At 44.3% G+C, this 20,328-nt stretch carries 17 protein-coding genes, 1 pseudogene and 1 CRISPR repeat array (1 of these 19 only partly in view); of the genes and pseudogenes, 14 read left to right on the forward strand and 4 right to left on the reverse strand.

What is annotated here, in order from left to right; translation table 11 throughout:
* The first annotated feature begins 38 nt into the window (after nt 1-38).
* The 6 genes and pseudogenes from P8F77_RS05155 (at nt 39) to P8F77_RS05180 (ending at nt 7,465) form a co-directional block, all read left to right on the forward strand.
* A complete protein-coding gene (locus P8F77_RS05155; protein WP_081723869.1) occupies nt 39-743 on the forward strand; it encodes a C39 family peptidase in 705 nt (234 codons plus the stop codon).
* Nucleotides 744-1,080: 337 nt separating this feature from the next.
* Nucleotides 1,081-1,845 carry a DUF975 family protein gene (locus P8F77_RS05160; protein ID WP_024728280.1) on the forward strand — a complete coding sequence of 255 codons (765 nt, stop codon included), beginning with the start codon at nt 1,081-1,083 and terminating at the stop codon, nt 1,843-1,845.
* A 190-nt stretch (nt 1,846-2,035) separates the two neighbouring features.
* Nucleotides 2,036-4,660, forward strand: a complete 2,625-nt coding sequence (ppdK, locus tag P8F77_RS05165; RefSeq protein WP_024728279.1) for a pyruvate, phosphate dikinase — start codon at nt 2,036-2,038, stop codon at nt 4,658-4,660.
* A 42-nt stretch (nt 4,661-4,702) separates the two neighbouring features.
* A pseudogene (gene eno / locus P8F77_RS05170) lies at nt 4,703-5,074 on the forward strand (phosphopyruvate hydratase); the annotation flags it as partial.
* Between the two features lie 156 nt (nt 5,075-5,230).
* Nucleotides 5,231-5,794, forward strand: a complete 564-nt coding sequence (ahpC, locus tag P8F77_RS05175; RefSeq protein WP_024728277.1) for an alkyl hydroperoxide reductase subunit C — start codon at nt 5,231-5,233, stop codon at nt 5,792-5,794.
* A 42-nt stretch (nt 5,795-5,836) separates the two neighbouring features.
* The gene (locus P8F77_RS05180) at nt 5,837-7,465 is read left to right on the forward strand and encodes an FAD-dependent oxidoreductase (RefSeq protein ID WP_347256400.1); all 1,629 of its coding nucleotides are present in this window, start codon (nt 5,837-5,839) and stop codon (nt 7,463-7,465) included.
* Nucleotides 7,466-7,531: 66 nt separating this feature from the next.
* Here the strand turns inward: P8F77_RS05180 and P8F77_RS05185 are convergent, their stop codons facing one another.
* Nucleotides 7,532-7,891 carry a metal-dependent transcriptional regulator gene (locus P8F77_RS05185; RefSeq protein ID WP_024728275.1) on the reverse strand — a complete coding sequence of 120 codons (360 nt, stop codon included), beginning with the start codon at nt 7,889-7,891 and terminating at the stop codon, nt 7,532-7,534.
* Nucleotides 7,892-8,086: 195 nt separating this feature from the next.
* On the opposite strand from P8F77_RS05185, the gene P8F77_RS05190 reads away from it, so the two are divergent.
* From P8F77_RS05190 to P8F77_RS05225, 8 genes are all read left to right on the forward strand, one after another.
* The gene (locus P8F77_RS05190; RefSeq protein WP_024728274.1) at nt 8,087-8,302 is read left to right on the forward strand and encodes a FeoA family protein; all 216 of its coding nucleotides are present in this window, start codon (nt 8,087-8,089) and stop codon (nt 8,300-8,302) included.
* 12 nt (nt 8,303-8,314) lie between these two features.
* Complete coding sequence (locus tag P8F77_RS05195; RefSeq protein WP_024728273.1) at nt 8,315-8,536, forward strand: FeoA domain-containing protein; 222 nt, start codon at nt 8,315-8,317, stop codon at nt 8,534-8,536.
* A gap of 92 nt (nt 8,537-8,628) precedes the next feature.
* Nucleotides 8,629-10,812: a ferrous iron transport protein B gene (gene feoB, locus P8F77_RS05200; protein ID WP_347256401.1), complete on the forward strand. Its 2,184-nt coding sequence runs from the start codon at nt 8,629-8,631 to the stop codon at nt 10,810-10,812.
* A gap of 59 nt (nt 10,813-10,871) precedes the next feature.
* Nucleotides 10,872-11,012 carry a FeoB-associated Cys-rich membrane protein gene (locus P8F77_RS05205; protein WP_034549895.1) on the forward strand — a complete coding sequence of 47 codons (141 nt, stop codon included), beginning with the start codon at nt 10,872-10,874 and terminating at the stop codon, nt 11,010-11,012.
* 475 nt (nt 11,013-11,487) lie between these two features.
* Nucleotides 11,488-12,849: a Wadjet anti-phage system protein JetA family protein gene (locus tag P8F77_RS05210; RefSeq protein ID WP_024728270.1), complete on the forward strand. Its 1,362-nt coding sequence runs from the start codon at nt 11,488-11,490 to the stop codon at nt 12,847-12,849.
* Nucleotides 12,846-13,502 carry a DUF4194 domain-containing protein gene (locus P8F77_RS05215; RefSeq protein WP_024728269.1) on the forward strand — a complete coding sequence of 219 codons (657 nt, stop codon included), beginning with the start codon at nt 12,846-12,848 and terminating at the stop codon, nt 13,500-13,502. The genes P8F77_RS05210 and P8F77_RS05215 overlap by 4 nt, the downstream gene beginning before the upstream one ends.
* A complete protein-coding gene (locus tag P8F77_RS05220) occupies nt 13,441-16,824 on the forward strand; it encodes an SbcC/MukB-like Walker B domain-containing protein (protein WP_024728268.1) in 3,384 nt (1,127 codons plus the stop codon). Before P8F77_RS05215 ends, P8F77_RS05220 begins: the two co-directional genes overlap by 62 nt.
* Entirely contained in the window at nt 16,805-18,007 is a 1,203-nt protein-coding gene (locus P8F77_RS05225; protein ID WP_235824530.1) for a Wadjet anti-phage system protein JetD domain-containing protein, read from the forward strand. The genes P8F77_RS05220 and P8F77_RS05225 overlap by 20 nt, the downstream gene beginning before the upstream one ends.
* A 26-nt stretch (nt 18,008-18,033) precedes the next feature.
* On the opposite strand, the gene P8F77_RS05230 is transcribed toward P8F77_RS05225, so the two are convergent.
* From P8F77_RS05230 to P8F77_RS05240, 3 genes are all read right to left on the reverse strand, one after another.
* Nucleotides 18,034-18,447: an Rrf2 family transcriptional regulator gene (locus tag P8F77_RS05230; protein ID WP_024728256.1), complete on the reverse strand. Its 414-nt coding sequence runs from the start codon at nt 18,445-18,447 to the stop codon at nt 18,034-18,036.
* A 291-nt stretch (nt 18,448-18,738) separates the two neighbouring features.
* A complete protein-coding gene (locus P8F77_RS05235) occupies nt 18,739-18,867 on the reverse strand; it encodes a rubredoxin (protein ID WP_235824531.1) in 129 nt (42 codons plus the stop codon).
* A 153-nt stretch (nt 18,868-19,020) separates the two neighbouring features.
* The gene (locus tag P8F77_RS05240) at nt 19,021-19,308 is read right to left on the reverse strand and encodes a hypothetical protein (protein ID WP_347256402.1); all 288 of its coding nucleotides are present in this window, start codon (nt 19,306-19,308) and stop codon (nt 19,021-19,023) included.
* Nucleotides 19,309-19,902: 594 nt separating this feature from the next.
* Nucleotides 19,903-20,328: a CRISPR direct-repeat array (repeat unit 30 nt; unit sequence GATAAACAGTAACAAGAGTTGTATTGAAAT) (it continues 252 nt past the right edge of the window).

Raw genomic sequence — 20,328 nt, forward strand, 5'->3', positions numbered from 1 at the left:
TGGGGAAAAATGCGCAAAGAATCGGAGGGAAACAGGGAATGAAGATTCTGAACTTGAAACGCATCGTATGTACACTGATGTGCTGCGTTATGTTGGGCATGCTATTTCAGGTGACAAATGTACCGGCGGCAGAGGGAGACAAAAAAGAACTTAATGTAGTTTATTATAATCAGGCGGATTATCCCGGTAAGAAAATCGGGAAGAGCACGATCAAGGCTGCAGGCTGCGGGCCGACCTGCATTGCAGTCTGTTACAGTTCACTGACGGGGAAGAAAGTCAGTGTGCCGAAGATGTGCAAAATAGCCTATAAAAAGGGCTGGTATATCAACGGACAGGGATGTGTCCATCAGGTGATTCCGGGGCTTGCAAAAGAATACGGACTGGACTGCAAAGGTCTGGGCACCGACTATCATGCTATAAAAAAGGCTTTGAAAAACGGACATCCGGTGGTTGCTCTGGTAGGCCCCGGAGATTTCACAAAAAACGGACATTTTATCGTTTTGACCAGGATGGTCGGAAAAGATAAGGTGAGGGTTGCCGATGTGGGCAGCCGTGCCAATACAGCCGAGACATGGTCGTTAAAGAAGGTCGTAAGCCAGGGGAAAGAAGGCGCGGATGCCGGTGGTCCTTTCTGGGAGATCAGCTATACAGAACCGGAAAAGCAAGTACAGGAAAAAGGAATTGACCACGGTCTGCTGAAGATAGGGAATAAAATCGATCTGAAAAAACATATAGAAAATTAGAAGTATAAAAGCAGATGCTGTTAAGAACTACGGCATCTGCTTTTTTTCTGGAACAGACAAGGTAAAGGTGATAAGATATATCTACAGGGCATACTGTATTCTACGAGTTTTTCTCCATTATCTCCAGTCGGCTCTGGAAAGGCCTCCTTCTGACAATGGAGAAAAACTATCGCAGGTGGCAACTTTGATTTCTAAGCAGCCTGCTCCAGGAGATAATATGTCCATTTTCTACACGATTGGAGTGAGGCATTCTAAGAGCCGAACGGAAATCGTGTGGAAAATGTCATACTATTTAATGTAACTTTCACATAAGATGACAAGAAAAGGAGGACATAATATGTGGTGGACGAGAGCTGAATTAAAAGAGAGGGCAAAAGAATCAATCAGGAGAAACTACTGGATTATGGTGGTGGTAGCGCTGATCGCAGGTATTATCAATGGACAAATTGGGGGAAATGTATCTTACAACAGTTTAAAAACCGAACTGAGGGATTCCGGATGGAATGGGGAAAACATGGATTTCTTTACGAGCACTCAATTTCTGATGATTGTGTCGGCAGCGATTGGAATTCTTATGATTCTTTTTATAGGATTTACGCTGCTTAAAATCTTTCTGGGCAATCCTCTTCTGGTAGGATGCAGCCGTTTCTTTTTGGAAAACAGTGACAGAAAGGCTAGATTTGGGTTGATAGGAACTGTTTTTCAGAGTGGAAACTATCTGAATGTTGTGCTGACAATGTTTCTGAGAAAGTTGTTTACAGCGCTGTGGAGTCTACTGCTGCTGATACCGGGACTTGTAAAGTCTTATTCCTATTCAATGATTCCGTATATACTGGCGGAAAATCCTTCGATTTCAAGGAGAAGAGCTTTTGAGATAAGCAGAAAGATGATGGACGGACAGAAGCTGAACGCTTTCTTTTTGGATTTATCTTTTATCGGATGGTGGATTCTATCTAGTATTACCTGCGGGGTTTTGGATGTGTTTTATGTGATGCCTTACCGGCAGGCAACATGGGCAGAGTTTTATAAAGTTAATCGCCAACAGGCGCTTCAGAACGAGACTGCTACACCGGAAGAATTGCAGGGCTTTCCATTTTATTAATATTTCACGAAACATAAAACAAAAAAAGTGAGAAAAACATGTCGATTTAGAGAATATAAATAGTTTTTATAATAGTTTATAAAATTTATTGTTAAAAACGTATAAAAATAATTAACAAATAATTTGTTTTGTGGTACAATTAATCCAACGACATACACTGTTACAACATACTATTTTAGGAGGTATAGACATGTCAACAAAATGGGTTTATCAATTTAACGAGGGCAATGCAGAAATGAGAAACCTCTTGGGCGGCAAAGGAGCAAACCTGGCAGAGATGACAGGACTTGGTCTTCCAATTCCTCAGGGGTTCACGGTAACGACAGAAGCATGTACCAATTACTATGACTGCGGCGAAAACATCAGTGATGAGGTACAGGGACAGATTTTCGATGCGATGAAAGCATTGGAAAATATTCAGGGGAAGGAGTTCGGAGACTTAGAAGACCCACTGTTGGTTTCTGTACGTTCCGGGGCCAGAGTATCTATGCCTGGTATGATGGACACGATTTTGAACCTAGGTCTGAATGACGTAGCTGTGGAAGGATTTGCAAAGAAGACCGGCAACCCACGGTTTGCTTATGATTCTTACCGCAGATTTATCCAGATGTTCGCAGATGTTGTAAAAGAAGTGGACAAAGCTAAATTTGAAGCGGTCCTTGACGAGATGAAGGAAGCTAAGGGAGCGAAGTTTGATACAGATTTAACCGCAGATGACCTGAAAGAAGTCATCGTGCGATACAAAGAGATTTATAAGAGCGAGTTAGGGGAAGATTTCCCGCAGGAGCCGAAAGAACAGTTGTTGGAAGCGATCAAGGCTGTGTTCCGTTCGTGGGATAATCCTCGTGCTATCTATTACAGAAGAATGAACGACATCCCTGGAGACTGGGGTACTGCAGTAAACGTGCAGACCATGGTATTCGGAAATATGGGAGATACATCAGGAACCGGTGTAGCATTTACAAGAAATCCATCCACTGGTGAAAAACAGATTTATGGAGAATACCTCATCAATGCACAGGGAGAGGACGTGGTAGCAGGTGTGCGTACTCCGCAGCCGATCACCAGACTGAAAGAAGACCTTCCGGACTGCTATGAACAATTCATGCAGATTGCCAAAACTCTGGAAGACCATTACCGCGATATGCAGGATATGGAGTTTACCATTCAGGAAGGCAAACTTTACTTCTTACAGACCAGAAATGGAAAGAGAACTGCACCGGCAGCACTCCGTATTGCCTGTGAGCTCGTAGATGAAGGCATGATCACAAAAGAGGAAGCCGTTTCAAGGATTGAGGCAAAAGCATTGGATCAGCTCTTACATCCGCGCTTTGACCCGGAAGCCATCAAAGCTGCTGTCCCAATCGGGGAAGCACTCCCGGCATCACCAGGAGCTGCAACCGGTAAGGTTTACTTTACTGCTGAGACTGCAAAACTTCATCATGAAGCGGGAGAGAAAGTTATCCTTGTCCGCTTAGAGACATCACCGGAAGATATCGAAGGTATGCATGCGGCTGAAGGCATCCTGACAGCCCGCGGAGGCATGACATCCCATGCGGCCGTTGTTGCCCGCGGTATGGGTACAGCCTGTGTAGCAGGATGCGGTGATATTCAGTTAGACGAAGAAAAAGGACTGTTCACCCTGGGCGGAAAGACTGTCCGTGAGGGAGATTATATTTCCATCGACGGATCTACCGGTAAAGTTTACTATGGAGAGATCCGCACGATACCTGCAACCATCAGCGGAAACTTTGACCGCATTATGACATGGGCAGATGAGATCCGTACATTAAAGGTACGCACCAACGCCGACACACCGGCAGATGCACTGAACGCAGTTAAGTTCGGGGCAGAGGGAATCGGACTTTGTCGTACAGAGCATATGTTCTTTGACGCAGAGAGAATTCCGAAGATCCGCCGTATGATCTTATCAAGGACCAAAGAGGCGAGAGAGATCGCTCTGAATCAGCTGATTCCATATCAGAAGAAAGACTTCAAAGAACTGTACGAGGTTATGGAAGGAAAACCGGTTACTATCCGTTTCTTAGATCCGCCTCTGCATGAGTTCCTGCCAACCACACTGGAAGAGATTTCAGCACTGGCTAAAGACATGAATGTGACAGTAGAAGAGATCAATATGACACGTGCATCTTTGCATGAGTTTAATCCTATGATGGGACACCGCGGATGCCGTCTGGCTGTCACCTATCCGGAAATCGCCAAGATGCAGACAAGAGCCGTTATGGAAGCTGCTATCGAAGTAAAACAGGAAAAAGGATTCGACATTGTTCCTGAGATCATGATTCCTCTGGTAGGAGAGAAGAAAGAGCTCCAGTTTGTCAAGAATGTTGTTGTAGAAACAGCAGAGAAGGTAAAAGCTTATTATGAGTCAGATATCAATTATCACATTGGTACAATGATTGAAATACCTCGTGCTGCTCTTCTGGCCAATGAAATCGCAGAAGAAGCAGAGTTCTTCTCTTTCGGTACCAATGACCTGACACAGATGACCTTCGGATTCTCACGTGATGACGCAGGTAAGTTCCTGGAAGCTTACTACGACAACAAGATCTACGAGTCAGATCCGTTTGCGAAACTGGATCAGGACGGAGTCGGACAGCTGATCGCCATGGCAGCTGAAAAGGGCAGATCAACCCGTCCGGATATCAAACTTGGTATCTGCGGAGAGCACGGAGGAGATCCTGCATCCGTTGAGTTCTGTCATAAAGTTGGATTAAACTATGTATCATGCAGTCCATACCGTGTGCCGATCGCAAGACTTGCAGCAGCACAGGCGGCGCTGAACGATAAATAGAACTGAATCATCAGATAAAAATAAAAATTCCTTGAGCAAACGCTCAAGGAATTTTTTTTCGTGTCCATTGAGGACGGTCTGGATGAAGAGGACTGGGAAGGCTGGAAACATATGACCAGAGAGCTTGGAGACAAGATTCAGCTGGCAGGAGACGATCTGTTTGTAACAAATACGGAGCGTCTTAAAAAAGGTACGAAAGAAAAATGCGGAAATTCTATCCTGATTAAGCTAAACCAGATCGGGACAATATCCGAGACGCTGGAGGCTGTTAAAGTGGCACACAAGGCAGGATATACCGCTGTAGTATCCCACCGCTCGGGTGAGACGGAAGACACGACCATAGCTGACCTTGCCGTAGCATTAAATACCGGACAGATTAAAACCGGTGCGCCAAGCAGAAGTGAAAGGGTGGCAATTTTAAATGAAGAGTATCATGGAAAGCAGAAAGAACATGTCTTTTAAGGTGATTTCTTTCTGCTTTTTTGTGCATAAAACCTTGTTTTTTCGGAAAGTTTAAGCAGTAAGAACAGAACCTGGAATAAAGCAAACAAAATTAAGGAGGACAATAAAATGTCATTAATAGGTCAGGAAGTAACAGATTTTAAAGTACAGTCTTATCAGGGAAACGAATTTAAAGAGGTATCAAAGGAAGATATCCTTGGAAAATGGTCCGTGTTCTTTTTCTATCCGGCAGATTTTACATTTGTATGCCCAACTGAATTGGAAGACTTGGCGAATAAATATGAAGACTTTAAAAAAGCGGGATGTGAGATCTATTCTGTGTCATGTGATACACATTTTGTGCACAAGGCATGGCATGATGTGTCTAAGACAATTCAGAAGATCCAGTATCCGATGCTGGCAGACCCGACTGGAGTGCTCGCAAGAGATTTTGATGTGATGATCGAAGAAAGCGGACTGGCAGAGAGGGGAAGCTTCATTGTGAATCCGGAAGGCAAGATCGTGGCTTATGAAGTCATTGCCGGTAATGTCGGAAGGAATGCGGAAGAGCTTTTTAGAAGAGTACAGGCATCCCAGTTCGTAGCAGAACACGGAGATGAGGTTTGTCCTGCAAAATGGCAGCCGGGAGCAGAAACTTTAAAACCGAGTCTTGATCTGGTAGGTTTGATCTAAGCACAGATGTAAATGGAAGGTGATACTTTGAACGGAATTGATATGAGTAAACTCTATGACGGCATCATTATAGGCGGAGGCCCGGCAGGGCTTTCCGCCGCCATTTATCTCGCAAGGGCAAAATATCGTGTGCTGGTCATAGAAAAAGAAAAGATGGGCGGTCAGATCACAATCACGTCGGAGGTCGTCAATTATCCGGGGGTTCCTGAAACTGACGGTAGAAGGCTCACAGAAAATATGAGACAGCAGGCCGAGTTTTTTGGTGCGGAATTTATGATGGCAGATGTAAAGGAGCTGAATCCGGATGGAGACGTCAAAAAGGTTGTCACAGACAAGGGGATCTTTGAGACCCTGGGGATTGTGCTGGCCACCGGTGCCAGTCCCAGAAAGATCGGGTTTGAGGGAGAAATCAAATACCAGGGACGGGGTGTTGCTTACTGCGCCACATGCGACGGAGAATTTTTTACGGGGCTGGATGTGTTTGTCTTAGGCGGAGGCTTTGCCGCGGCGGAAGAGTCTGTATTCCTTACAAAGTACGCAAAAAAAGTCACGGTCATCGTCAGGGAAGAGGACTTTACCTGTGCGGCAGCCGTAGCAGAACAGGTCAAAAACCATCCTGGGATCGAAGTACACTATCAGACCGAGATCGTAGAGGCAGGAGGCGAAAGCACCCTTCAGTATGCCATGTTCCGAAACAATGAGACCGGGGAAACATGGAGATACGAGCCGCCGACAGGAAAAAGTTTTGGTATCTTTGTCTTTGCCGGATATGCACCGGCTACGGGGCTTTTTAAAGAATTTCTGGAACTGAATGAGGACGGTTATCTGGTGACGGATATGAACCAGAAAACAAGCAAAGACGGTATTTATGGCGCCGGGGATATCTGTGTGAAAAACTTGAGGCAGGTAGTGACTGCCGTCTCTGACGGGGCAGTGGCCGCCACCTCACTGGAAAAATATTTATCCGGAATGTACGAAAAACTGCAGCTTCCCGAGCGTGAGATATCCACACCGGAAAGAAGGAAGCCGACGGATGTGCCGAAGCAGGAATCTGCGGAAACTGGCGGATTTCTGACAGAAGAAATGAAACAGCAGCTGGTGCCGGTATTTGAGAGGCTTGAGAAAGACGTAGTGCTGAAATTTTACACGGATGACAGTCCAATTTCACGGGAAGTGGAAGAGTTTGCCGGAGAGATGAAAGACCTGTCGCCTCATATCCGATGTGAAGTGAATCCGGAAGGAGCAGAGAAGATCGAACTTCCTGCAATCTGTATCTGCAGTGGCGACGGAACGTATCTGGGCACTGCATTCCACGGAGTTCCCGGAGGACATGAATTCAATTCTTTCATTATAGCGATTTATAATGCCGCCGGTCCCGGACAGGCCATCGATGAGGGACTGCTGGACCGTATTCGGAACATCCGCAGAGAGATCAGGATTCAGACTGTCATATCTCTCTCCTGTACGATGTGCCCGGAACTGGTAATGGCCGTACAGAGGATTGCACTGGAAAATCCTAATGTCGAGGCAGATATTTATGACATGGCATATTTCCCTTATTTGAAAGACAAGTATCAGATCATGAGCGTGCCGTGCATGATCGTGAATGAAAAAGATGTGTATTTCGGAAAGAAAAGTGTGGAAGAGATCCTTGGATTCCTGGAGAATTAAGGAAAATACAAAGAGAAGGCAAAATGTACAAAAAAATAGAGATGCCAAGTTGTATTGGCATCTCTGTTATTTTACGTGTTTTTTTATGGCTTCAAAGCTCTCTTTGCTGATGACATGCTCGATCCGGCATGCATCTTCTGCCGCGGTATCTTTGTTAACTCCCAGCGCGGTAAGCCAGGATGAGAGAAGCTTGTGCCGCTCATAAATCATCTCCGCAATCTCTTTTCCGGAGTCTGTGAGATAAATGTATCCTTCCGGCGAAACGGTAATATGTCCGTTCAGGCGGAGCTTTTTCATGGCTACGCTGACACTGGATTTTTTAAACCCTAACTCTGTTGCTACATCCACAGACCGGACAACAGGGCGGGACTCGCTCAAGACTAAGATTGTTTCTAAATAATTTTCAGCAGATTCATTTAAACTCATGAATTTACCTCATTTCTAATAATATATAATTTTTATGTAAAGCATTACAAAGTATATCATATCTCATAATATACTTCAAATATTTGGCTTATTGATAAAAAGAATCAACAAGAGATATTGACTGATAACATATGTTAGAATATACTAATTACTGAAAGAAAATGATAATCAAAACCAATTAAGAAAGAAGGAGTCATGATGCCTTTAACAATGGTAAGAGAAGGGAAGGAAAATATCATCTGTAAAGTCGGCGGCAGGGGAGAAACGAAAAGATTTCTTGAAAACCTTGGATTTACTGTTGGCGGGATGGTTACTGTCGTATCTGTCATCGGTGGAAATGTCATTGTGAATGTCAAAGATTCCAGAGTGGCGATTGGCAAAGATATGGCAAATAAGATTATGGTGAACTAAAAAGGAGAGAAAATGAAGACATTAAAAGAAGTTGCCTGCGGCGAGACTGTAAAAGTTAAGAAATTGAATGGAGAAGGCCCTGTAAAACGCCGTATTATGGATATGGGAATCACAAAAGGAGTGGATGTTTTTGTAAGAAAGGTAGCCCCTTTGGGCGATCCGGTGGAAATCACGGTGCGGGGATATGAACTGTCTGTGAGAAAAGCGGATTCGGAAATGATTTTGGTGGAATAGCTTTTTCTTTTTTTGTATAGGAGTTAGTTAAAGCTAATATAAATAAGCATGAACAAACAAGAGTGTATGGAAAGAAAAGAGGTAAATGCAGAATGTCAATTAAAATTGCTTTAGCTGGAAACCCTAACAGTGGTAAAACGACGCTGTTTAATGCTTTGACGGGTTCCAATCAATTTGTGGGCAACTGGCCCGGTGTTACGGTGGAAAAGAAGGAAGGGAAGCTAAAAGGCTACAAAGATGTAACGATTATGGACCTTCCGGGTATCTATTCCCTTTCCCCGTATACATTGGAAGAGGTTGTTGCCAGAAACTTTCTGATCGGGGAACGGCCGGATGCTATCTTGAATATCGTAGACGGTACCAATATCGAGAGGAACCTTTATTTGTCCACACAGCTGATGGAGCTTGGTATTCCGGTCATTATGGCAGTCAACATGATGGACGTCCTGGAGAAGAGCGGAGACCAGATACATATCAAGCAGCTGGGTGAGAAGCTGGGATGTGAAGTAGTAGAGATTTCTGCACTGAAAGGGACAGGAATCAAAAAAGCGGCTGAGAAAGCAGCAGCACTTGCAAATAACAGAAAAGCAGCTCCTCCGATACATACGTTTGATCCTCAGGTAGAAGAAGTTCTGAATTCCGTAGAATCAAAGCTGGGCAGTGAGATCCCGGCAGAACAGAAGCGCTTCTTTGCCATCAAGATGCTGGAGAAAGATGATAAGATTCAGGAACAGATGAAACTGGTTCCGGATGTTTCTGATGACATCAAGAAGATTGAAGAGGTAATGGATGATGATACAGAAAGCATTATCACCAATGAACGTTATACTTATATTTCTTCCATCATTGAACAGTGTTTTACGAGAAACCGAAAAGAAACGATGACGACGTCTGACAAGATCGACCGTATTGTCACAAACAGATTTCTTGCACTTCCGATCTTTGCAGCGGTTATGTTTGTTGTCTATTATGTTTCCGTCAGCACCATAGGAACATGGGCGACAAATTGGGTAAACGACGGAGTGTTCGGCGACGGATGGAGCCTTTTTGGACTCAGTGTGCCGGGTATTCCTTCCGTGATCGAAGCCGGACTGAACGCAGCCCGATGTGCCGGATGGCTGCAGGGACTGATCCTTGACGGTATGGTTGCCGGTGTAGGTGCGGTATTAGGGTTCGTGCCGCAGATGCTGGTGCTGTTTATTTTCCTTGCGTTTTTGGAGTCCTGTGGATATATGGCAAGAGTAGCGTTTATCATGGACCGTATTTTCCGCAAGTTTGGACTTTCCGGAAAATCCTTCATACCGATGTTAATCGGAAGCGGATGCGGAGTGCCGGGTATCATGGCATCCCGTACTATTGAAAATGACCGGGACCGTAAAATGACGATCATGACAACCACATTCATTCCGTGCGGCGCAAAGCTGCCGATTATCGCACTGATCGCCGGGGCACTGTTCCACGGTGCATGGTGGGTGGCCCCGAGTGCTTATTTTGTGGGTATCGCAGCCATTATCTGCTCTGGAATTATTTTAAAGAAAACAAACATGTTCGCAGGAGATCCGGCGCCGTTTGTCATGGAACTTCCTGCATATCATATGCCGACAGTGTCCAATGTGCTGAGAAGCATGTGGGAGCGCGGATGGTCCTTTATTAAGAAAGCCGGAACCATTATCCTGCTCTCCACCATTTTCGTATGGTTTACTACTTACTTTGGATGGGTTGACGGACAGTTCAGAATGCTCACTAAAATGGAACTTGATCACAGTATTCTTGCCGCGATCGGAAACGGCGTTGCATGGATCTTTGCTCCGCTTGGCTGGGGCAACTGGAAATCAGCTGTAGCTGCTATCACCGGATTGGTAGCAAAAGAAAATGTTGTAGGTACCTTTGGGATTCTGTTTGGTTTCGCAGAAGTGGCAGAAGACGGAGCTGAGATCTGGGGAACTCTTGCCGGAAGCATGACTGCGGCGGCAGCATATTCCTTCCTCGTATTTAACCTGCTGTGTGCACCATGCTTTGCAGCAATGGGAGCAATTAAAAGAGAGATGAATAACAAGAAATGGTTCTGGTTCGCCGTTGGATACCAGACAGCGCTTGCATATGTGGTCTCCCTTTGTGTTTACCAGATTGGAACATTGATCACCACAGGAACCTTTGGGATCGGTACAGCCGTTGCTTTCCTGCTGGTTATTGGATTTATCTATCTGCTGGTGAGGCCATACAGGGAAGGCAAGGCGTTAAATGTTGATATAAAAGGAGTAACCGGTGTGAGATAATGCCGGAAACATGCGGGTCTGCACTCAATGTGCAGACCTGCATTATGAAGGAGGTTTATATGGGAACAATAGCAGTAGGTTTGGCCGTCCTTGGCATTGTCAGTTTGATAGTCAGAAGCATGGTAAAGGATAAGAAACAGGGGAAGTCGATCCAGTGCGGGAATGACTGCAAACATTGCGGTGGGCACTGCAGTCGTTGAGAAATGGAGAGTTGTTTCAGCACTACATTGAGGCTGGTTGATAAATATTAAGTTTCCCAACCACAAATATTTAAACAGTATCGCAGAACCTCAGAAATTGGTGGTTTGCAGGCGATTTGAAAGAAAAAACAGGAAATATGAAGTTGGTTGGGAAAAAACAAAGGGAACGTTGATTTTATCAGAAAAACTGGCTATAATGAAAAATAGGAATGGCTTAAAAGCGGGAGGATAAACATCAACAAGGGTTATATTGGAAGTAGGTGTGTTCTTTGATTTCTTCAGGTACTATACCGAGATAAATAAAAACAAACGTTGTATCGTTGTAACACATTCATTTTAGCCAGTAAACATATGCTCAGAAGACAGGAGTGATTTCCTATCTTCTATTTTTTTACCTTTTGTCTGTTCAGCTGCACCAGTCCACAAGCTGCCTTTTTTATGTTATGATAAGAGAGCAAAACACAAAGGAGGAACTATGAGATTTGGTTACGACATCCCGGATTCTTTTTGGAGCCTGTTCCGTTCTGTAAACCGGGAGCTTTACATAGAAGCGCTGTTGAAAATCAGCGAAGAATATGAATATAACAACTACTTTCTAAGCCGGGAGGTCTGCATTCAGGTCTTAAGCGACTGGAATGCGGACAAGCGCATCTGGCTTCAGAGGGAAGAGTTTGAATCTGAACTGGATGTACTGGAGACTCCCCCAAACCGGATACTAAACTGGCTGATCAGGACCGGATGGCTGAAAAAACTGGATGACTTTTCAACACTTACGTCCAATATTGTGATCCCTGATTACGCTGCAATTTTTCTCGAGACTTTTGAACAGCTCGTGAATCCGCAGATGAAAGATACGGAGATTTATATCCAAAATGTCTATGCAACATTGTTCTCATTTCAAAATGATAAACGGATCAATCTTGGGATGCTGAAAACAGCCCTGATCAATACGAAGAAATTGAACAAGGCGCTTCAGGATCTGCTCCACAACATGGACAAGTTTTTCGGCCGCCTGTTGAAACAGCAGTCTTACGGCGATGTCCTGGCGGAGCATTTGGAGGGATATGTGGAAGAAATCGTCAAGAAAAAGTACCATATGCTGAAGACCAACGATAACTTTTATCTCTACAAAATGGATATTAAAAAATGTCTTCAGGAAATGCGGGAAGACGCAGAGTGGATCGAGAGAGTCCGGGCAAAGGCAAGAGCAGAGGGCAGGGATGAAAAGGAAGATGTGCTTGATATTCTGGACGCCATCGAGAGAGGTTTTGACGACATCGAGCACCGAATCGCCAACATGGACAAAGAACATTCCAAATATGTGCGTGCCACAGTCACAAGACTTAATTATATGCTCAGCGGCGAGGCAGATATGAAGGGAATGGTGGTCAGTCTTTTAAAGCACCTGGAAATCGATGAAAAGAGGGAAGAACGGCTTTCTCAGGTGGCGGAAAAAATGAATCTGTTACGTCTGGAAGTCCTGTCGGAAAAATCTCTTTTCAGAAGAAAGAAAAGGAGAGATTTCATCAGCCGGTTAGAACCTGACGAAGATGTGCAGGAGCTTACCAGAGAAGAAGTATTGAGACTCAATAAGATTCATACACGTTATAGTAAAAAAGAGATCGAGGAGTTTCTGGAAAGCCATATGAAAGACGGCTCCATGGAAATGAGAGACGTCGACATCGGCGACGATGAGGCTTTTGAAAAGCTGATCCTGGCCTATGACTACTGTACCAGGAAAAACAGCCGGTATCAGGTGATCGATCGGGAATATAAGATGCTGGAAAATGGAAAATACCGTTATCCGGATCTGTTGTTTGTGAGGAGAAAGACATGATTGAATACTATGAACAGCTAAGTGATGAGGAGAGAGATGATGTAAAGCGTGTCATTCAGCTTTTGTTCCGGCAGACCTTTGTGCTGGAACGGAAATACGAAAAAAGGACCGGAAGATTTGCTTTCCAGAAGGATTACAGGATCTTAAACCAGCACCTGGAATTTTTAAGGGAGTATTTTTCGATTGCCGGACTGGAACTTCGGGATAACAGTCATATGGGAGTATTTTATATCCAGGGAGAGACTGTACTTGGAGAAAAGCTGCCCAGACTGGCTACCATTTACCTTTTGATTTTAAAGCTGATCTACGATGAGCAGATGGAAACTGCGTCTGCAAGCAGCTATGTGTATACGTCCCTGGGAGAAATCAATGAAAAAATCGGGGATTTTGGCTTGCTTAAAAATCTGTCCTCCGCGACAGAGATGAGGAAGACCATTTCTCTATTAAAAAAATACCAGATTATTGAGCCGATGGATGTGCTCCAAGATCTTAACGAGGAGAGTCGTATGGTGGTGTATCCGTGCATCAATGCGGTTCTTCTCGGGGCGGATGTACAGAAATTGATTGAAACATTTACGGAGGAGGACGAACGTGGAGAAGAAGACGGAGAACAAACAGGCATTCAAAGCACTATCGAAGATCTGTCTGAATAACTGGCATTATATTGAGCGGAAAGTGCTTTCTTTCAGTGAGGGGATCAATTTCTTTACCGGACATTCCGGCAGCGGAAAATCTACGGTCATCGACGCCCTTCAGATCGTTCTGTACGCCAACACGGACGGAAGGGGATTTTTCAACAAGGCGGCGGCTGATGACTCGGACCGGAGCCTGATCGAATATTTGAGAGGCATGATCTCAGTGGGAGACAATAATGAGGGCAAATATATTAGAAACGGAAACTTTTCCTCAACGATCGTTCTGGAACTCGAACAGATTGTCACCGGAACAAAGGAATGCGTCGGAGTCGTCTTTGATGTGGAGACTGCTACCAACGAGATTTCCAGGCTGTTTTTCTGGCATAAAGGAGGAATCCTTGAAAACCGCTATCGAAAAGAAGAACGTGCCATGGCTACAACAGAGGTGAGAGACTACATAAAGGAACATTTTCCAAGAGAAGAATTTTATTTTGGTTCCAGCAATGAGCGGTTTCGGAGACAGCTCTACGACATCTACCTGGGAGGACTGGATGCGGAGAAATTTCCGAGGCTTTTCAAACGAGCGATCCCGTTTAAGATGAACATTAAGCTGGAAGATTTTGTGAGGGAATACATCTGCATGGAACAGGATATCCAGATCGAAGATATGCAGGAAAGCGTGCTTCAATACGGCAGGATGCGCAAGAAGATCGAGGATACACTGAGGGAGATCGGCAGCTTAAAACAGATAGGAATCGGTTACGAACGTTTTTCCAAGGCAGAGCAGGAGGTTCGGGTCTGTCAGTACCGGATGGAAAAGCTCGTAATGCTCCAGCTGAAAGAACAGATCAGAGACTTGCACGAAAAAATAGAGAAGGCGGGGGAAGACAAGAAAATCCAGGAGGAGAACAGAAAGGAACTGTCCGCCCAGCTTGCGGATCTCGCGGAGGAGTATGACCGTCTGGTAAAGCAGATCGCAAACAGCGGCTATGAGAATTTAAAAACAGAACTGCAGGGTGTCAATGAACTTCTGGATCAGCTGCAAAAAAGCAAGGCCGCGTGGCAGCAGACGTCCGCAGGCCTGAGCCAATGGGCAGAACTGGAGGTAACACCGAACCAGACCATATGGGATATTGAAAGCTTTTCCAAGGGAAATATCAGTCTCGGGGAGCTGCGCAGGCTCCGGCACAGCTTAAAGGAGATCCGGGAAGAGGTGGAAAACGATCGGCAGGACGCGGCCTCAGAACTGAGAAGGATCAAGAAGAGGGAAAAGGAAATCGATGGGGAGCTGAAAGAACTGAAAAAAGGGAACAAGGCTTATCCCAGAGAGCTGGAAAATGCCCGGTATGAGCTGCAGACCCGGTTAAGCTCTCAATTCGGAACGGCAGTAAAGGTACACATTCTCTCAGATCTTCTGGACATGAAGTCAGAGACATGGCATAAGGCTGTGGAAGGGTATTTAGGATCGAATAAGCTGTCACTGGTGGTGGAGCCTGATTATGTCAAAGCGGCCATGGAGATCTACCGGGAAATGGATGAAAAGCAGTTTTTCAGGGCATCCATTCTGGACACGGAAAAGCTCCTAAAAGAAAAGATATCCGTCATGGATCACGCACTGGCAGAGGAATTGATTGCCAAGAAGCCGTATGTCAGAAGTTTCATGGACCTGCTTCTCGGAAGGGTGATCAAATGTCATACCATCGAAGAACTGAGAAATCAGAGGACCGGAGTGACCCCTGACTGTCTGCTCTACAAGAATTTTCAGTTAAAACGGCTGAATCCGGCAGATTATACGAAGCGTTCCTATATCGGTGAGAGTAGTGTGAAACAAAGGATCAGGGATCTGAAGGAAGAATTGAAACAGCTTTCAGCCAAAAAAGAACCATTTGCCAAGATGCTTGAAAAAGCAGAAGATATTTTGAGACTGGAAGCCCTGGGGCGTTCTGAGGAAGAATATATAGAACAGCAGGAAGCCTTAAAGAAAATAAAAGAAAAAACTGCGCTTAAAAAAGACCTGCAGGATAGAATGCTGAAGATGAAGGAAGACTCCATCGGTGAACTGGAAGAAAGACAGAGAGAGAATAAAAGGCTTCAGACACAGAAGCAGGAGCTGTTAAATGAAGTTTCAAGAGCCGTCTGGAACAGGGAAAAACAGATAGAGGACTGGCAGAAGCTCTATGTTTCCGCAAACAGTGAGCTGACTGAACAAGAGAGAAGTTTTCGTTACAGCGAAGAATTGGAAAAAGTTTTTGATGACTATATGCAGGGGCGGGTGTCGTCAAGTCTTGAAAGCCTTAAAAACGGGACATTTAGAATGATCAAACAGGCGGAGAACGGCAGGGAAGAAGCTTACAGGTCACTTGTGGAACTGCGCTCTGAATATTTGAGAGAGTATCCGAACCGGACCTTCTCGCCGGCCATAGAGGCGAATGAACCATATGAAGAACTGCTGCTGAAGCTTGAATGTGACCATCTTGCGGATTATCAGGAGAGGGCCAGAGAACAGGCGAGGTCAGCGGCAGAGCATTTTAAGGACGATTTTATTTCCAAGATCAGGTATGCCATATTGGAGGCATATCAGAGAAGAGACGAATTGAACCGGATTATCAGCCGGCTGGACTTCGGAAAAGATAAGTACCAGTTCCGCATCACGAAAAACAAAGGCCCTGATGGTGTTTACTATCCTATGTTTATGGATGAATCGCTTCAGATCGATCCGTCCACCCTGGATGCATCCATGGATCACCAGATGAATCTGTTTTCCATGGAACATGAAAACCGATACGGAGAGGTCATGAGTGATCTGATCGATATTTTCATACCGCCGGAGAACGCATCGCCGGAAGAGCTGGAAGAGGCCAAGAGGAACATGGAAAAATATGCGGATTACAGGACCTATCTTTCTTTTGATATGGAACAGATCGTGGAAGGGGAAGAAAAGCTGACCATCGGTCTCGGCAGGATGATCAAGAAAAATTCCGGAGGGGAAGGGCAGAATCCTCTCTACGTAGCCCTTCTTGCGAGCTTTGCCCAGGCCTACCGGATCAATCTGTCGCCAAAGCTAAGGAGAAGCCCTACGATCCGGCTGGTAGTCCTTGACGAGGCCTTTTCCAAGATGGATGCGGAAAAGGTAGCCAGCTGCATCGAATTGATCCGGGGACTCGGATTCCAGGCTATCATAAGTGCCACCAATGATAAGATACAGAATTATTTGGAAAACGTTGACAAGACCTTTGTCTATGCCAACCCAAATAAAAAAAGTATTTCCATACAGGAATTTGAAAAACGGGAATTTGATCATCTGATGGAGGAAGCAGAGGATGAAGAAGGAACTGCTTAAAATGATCATCGACAGGACCGAGAAGTCTGCATCAGACTGGAAGAAGGGAGCGGAAGGAAACCGTTCCTTTCTGGTCCACCAGGAACTTTATGATCAGATAGGAAAAACGGAGTTTATAAACGGAGCCAAAGAGCTTCAGCGTCAGGGACTGTTAAAAATTGAATGGGAAGCCATAGGGGTTGATATACGCAGAATCCGGTATTCCCTAAAGGATCTTGCAGTCATGTATGAAATGTCCGGTATCCGGCCGAAGTTTCAGAGGATTGAAGAAAATATGATGGCTGTTGAAAACCTTCTTCATTCGGTCAAAGGACTGTGGATAAAAGAATATTTAATTCGCTGCATGAAACGGTTGGAGCAGGGCAAGATCCCGCAGGAATTTTCAAAAAGGGATGCATTGTTCCGGTGCCTTAAAGTGATCGACGGGCTGAAAGAGCCGCTGTATAAAAGGGTCTTCAGCAAATACTGTCTGGGGGATTCCAAGCTGTTTGAGAATAGTCTGGAGAGCATTGTGCTTTCCATAGCCAGAAAATATCATGAGGATATAGAAGAGGGAATGAACAATACGCAGATTCTTTCACAGCTTTTGATCGAAGAATATTCTCAGGAGCTGGCCGTAAAGGGGCCTCTGCGGATATCAGTGAACGGACAGGAAATAAATCTCGGGCAGTTTTGCTACGGCGCGGTCTTAAATTCACAGATGCTGGTCCATGCGAAGCCGCTGGCAGGTCAAAATATAAAAAGAATCCTGACAATAGAAAACAAGGCAAACTATATGGCGACGCCCTATGACGAAGAAGCCGTCATCATTTACAGCCATGGGTTCTTCACCCCAAAAGAACGGGAATTTCTCATCAGCCTGCGAAATGTTCTTTGTCCGGAGACACAGTATTTGCATTCCGGAGATTTGGATTACGGCGGTATCCTGATCTACCGGTATATCAAACAAAAAATATTTCCAGATCTTATGCCTTTTCAAATGGATGGAGAAATCTATCATAAATATGAGAAGTATGCGGTAAAAATGGAACCTGAGACTTTAAAGAAACTCAAAAAAATGCAAATGAATGGAAGCCCAGAATTGGCGGAGCTTAGAGAACTTCTGTCCAGAGAGGGAAAAGGCCTGGAGCAGGAGAGTTTTTTACTGGCATCCGATGAAACCGCAGGGGAAAACGGAACTTAGATGCCGGCAAAAACGGGAAACTGATCTCAGTCAGATATTCCGAAAATGAGAAAATATAGATTTGTTCCTTTTAACTCCTTTTCCATACTTTTTTCCAGTTGTAAGAGTCCTTCTCTGATATGGCACGGTTCATCGCACAGAGGTGCTCTGGTGCACTCATATCCTTCTTTAAAGCAGGCATTGATGCCGAAGCCGCTGCCGAGGCCATGCATTAGCTGAAAGAGGCTTATGTCATGCAGGTCTGCTGTCAGGCGGCATCCGCCTTCTGCTCCTCTGGTAATGATGATCCATCCGGCTGTCTCCAGTTTTTTTATGATACGGTATGCAAACTGTTTTGGTGTCGCTTCCAGAGAGCATATTTCTTCTATTGAGCGTTTCTTTCCGTCACTTAAAGCCCTTAAAATGCGCAGGGCATAATCGGTTTCTCTTGAGATCAGCATGTATTTCTCCCTCCTTATTTTAGTGAAAATATACCAGACTAAAAAATAGCTGTCAATGGAACCCAGTGAATTCTTTAAGGGAAAAACCAGACCCGCCAATATTAAGTGCGGACCTGGTTTTTCTGGGTTAGAACATTTTTACTGTTTGATGGATTCTATGAGACCGTCAGCTTATATATCCATACCAGGCAGTGTTCATTACCTCCAACCCAATATAAATCTTTGGTAACTTTTCTAACACAATGTATGGATCATACCTCCTTTTGATCAGTCATCCAAACGCAGGAACGCTTAAACTTCAATAAACATGTCTTTTGATTCACCACAGTCCGGACAGATCCACTCTTCCGGAAGTTTTTCAAACAGAGTGCCCGGATCGATATCACCCTCGGGATCTCCGTTCGCCGGATTTTCCTCCACATCCCCGACAATGCCGTAGTCTGCATTTTTAAAGATCGGTGCGTTCGCATTGGTATTGATCGCTACGATGGTTGTGGCATCTTTGGTTCCTCTTAAATGCCGCCCTGCTCCGGAAATGCCGCAGGCGATGTACAGGTTGCCCTTAAATTTCTGTCAGGACATTCCTACATACGCTTTGTCGGCGTTGGTGATAAAGATCTTGCCTCCGTTTAACACGTAATGATCGCCATCAACTCTGGAAAGTTCTTCTACAGCAATGGCATAGCTCAGGACATCAGATCCTGCGCCCCGTATTCTTTTGGATACTGCAGTCCCATCATACCTGTTTTGGCAAACTTTTCGATGGCTTCTGTCGGAAATTAATTTTCTTTGTCTAAGAGGAAGGTGAGAGGTTTTATTTCGGTTTCTGCAAATTCCCTGAATTTCGCACGCGGGCTTCATGAGCTTCGGTTGTTTGAAATAACATATAGAGCCTCCTTTGATTATAAATTTTTTTGTGAAGAAAACACCGTAAGGGATACCTTGATTAAAGATACTTTGGAGAGTGTGATCTCACGGTAAGGCATTTAGAATACTATAATTGTAATGTGAAAAATATAAACTTTATTAAGTTTGTGTAGTTTAATAAAAAAATGATAAAATAACTGTGAGTATTGCCAGTTCCATTTTCTGCATAAGTATTTTATCACTATTTCCGTCACGCTTTAAAATGCGTTCCTCCAATAGTGATAAAATACTATCGTTGAATGGCTTGACTTGATTGATGGATACTTATCTGAAGAAACTATGTCCAAGTTGGCTATTTAGGAGACTTACGTCTTTGGAACAGCAAGCCGGAAAATTTGTCACAATATTTTGCTGATTTCCCAACCGATAAAATCGATAAGTGTGAGTAAACCACGGGAAATAGCCATTTGAGGCCACATTGGAGAAAAATGTGAGAAAATTGACGGTGGTTGGGAAAAATATAGAGAAACGTTGATTTTATCAGAGAAACTGACTATAATGAAAAAGAAGAATGGCTTAAAAGTGTTGGATAAACAGTAACAAGAGTTGTATTGAAATTTATGTGCGGCTACTGGCATAAGATAATCATTATGATAAACAGTAACAAGAGTTGTATTGAAATGGATTTAAAGTATAATAATAGTGAAAAGTATGGCTGATAAACAGTAACAAGAGTTGTATTGAAATTAACTTGTCTGATCGTATCTTGCAAGCCCTTTCAGATAAACAGTAACAAGAGTTGTATTGAAATCACAAAAGAAATCCAGACTAACAAGGATGAGATAAAGATAAACAGTAACAAGAGTTGTATTGAAATTACTGTAATTGCATTCCGGCAGCTCCGCCCATGGTGATAAACAGTAACAAGAGTTGTATTGAAATTTTTTCTGGAAAACCAGATGGATGAACTTCGGAAGATAAACAGTAACAAGAGTTGTATTGAAATAGCGCATT

The organism is Anaerostipes sp. PC18, from assembly GCF_039789045.1.
Taxonomy (GTDB): Bacteria; Bacillota; Clostridia; order Lachnospirales; family Lachnospiraceae; genus Anaerostipes; species Anaerostipes hominis.

Coding starts and splice junctions, on each gene's coding strand:
- P8F77_RS05160 (WP_024728280.1), top strand. CDS start 1,081: ATGTGGTGGACGAGAGCTGAATTAAAAGAGAGGGCAAAAGAATCAATC.
- P8F77_RS05195 (WP_024728273.1), top strand. CDS start 8,315: ATGAAGACATTAAAAGAAGTTGCCTGCGGCGAGACTGTAAAAGTTAAG.
- P8F77_RS05210 (WP_024728270.1), top strand. CDS start 11,488: ATGAGATTTGGTTACGACATCCCGGATTCTTTTTGGAGCCTGTTCCGT.
- feoB (WP_347256401.1), top strand. CDS start 8,629: ATGTCAATTAAAATTGCTTTAGCTGGAAACCCTAACAGTGGTAAAACG.
- ppdK (WP_024728279.1), top strand. CDS start 2,036: ATGTCAACAAAATGGGTTTATCAATTTAACGAGGGCAATGCAGAAATG.
- P8F77_RS05190 (WP_024728274.1), top strand. CDS start 8,087: ATGATGCCTTTAACAATGGTAAGAGAAGGGAAGGAAAATATCATCTGT.
- P8F77_RS05230 (WP_024728256.1), bottom strand. CDS start 18,447: ATGCTGATCTCAAGAGAAACCGATTATGCCCTGCGCATTTTAAGGGCT.
- P8F77_RS05180 (WP_347256400.1), top strand. CDS start 5,837: ATGAGTAAACTCTATGACGGCATCATTATAGGCGGAGGCCCGGCAGGG.
- P8F77_RS05205 (WP_034549895.1), top strand. CDS start 10,872: ATGGGAACAATAGCAGTAGGTTTGGCCGTCCTTGGCATTGTCAGTTTG.
- P8F77_RS05185 (WP_024728275.1), bottom strand. CDS start 7,891: ATGAGTTTAAATGAATCTGCTGAAAATTATTTAGAAACAATCTTAGTC.
- P8F77_RS05215 (WP_024728269.1), top strand. CDS start 12,846: ATGATTGAATACTATGAACAGCTAAGTGATGAGGAGAGAGATGATGTA.
- P8F77_RS05225 (WP_235824530.1), top strand. CDS start 16,805: ATGAAGAAGGAACTGCTTAAAATGATCATCGACAGGACCGAGAAGTCT.
- P8F77_RS05240 (WP_347256402.1), bottom strand. CDS start 19,308: ATGAAGCCCGCGTGCGAAATTCAGGGAATTTGCAGAAACCGAAATAAA.
- ahpC (WP_024728277.1), top strand. CDS start 5,231: ATGTCATTAATAGGTCAGGAAGTAACAGATTTTAAAGTACAGTCTTAT.
- P8F77_RS05155 (WP_081723869.1), top strand. CDS start 39: ATGAAGATTCTGAACTTGAAACGCATCGTATGTACACTGATGTGCTGC.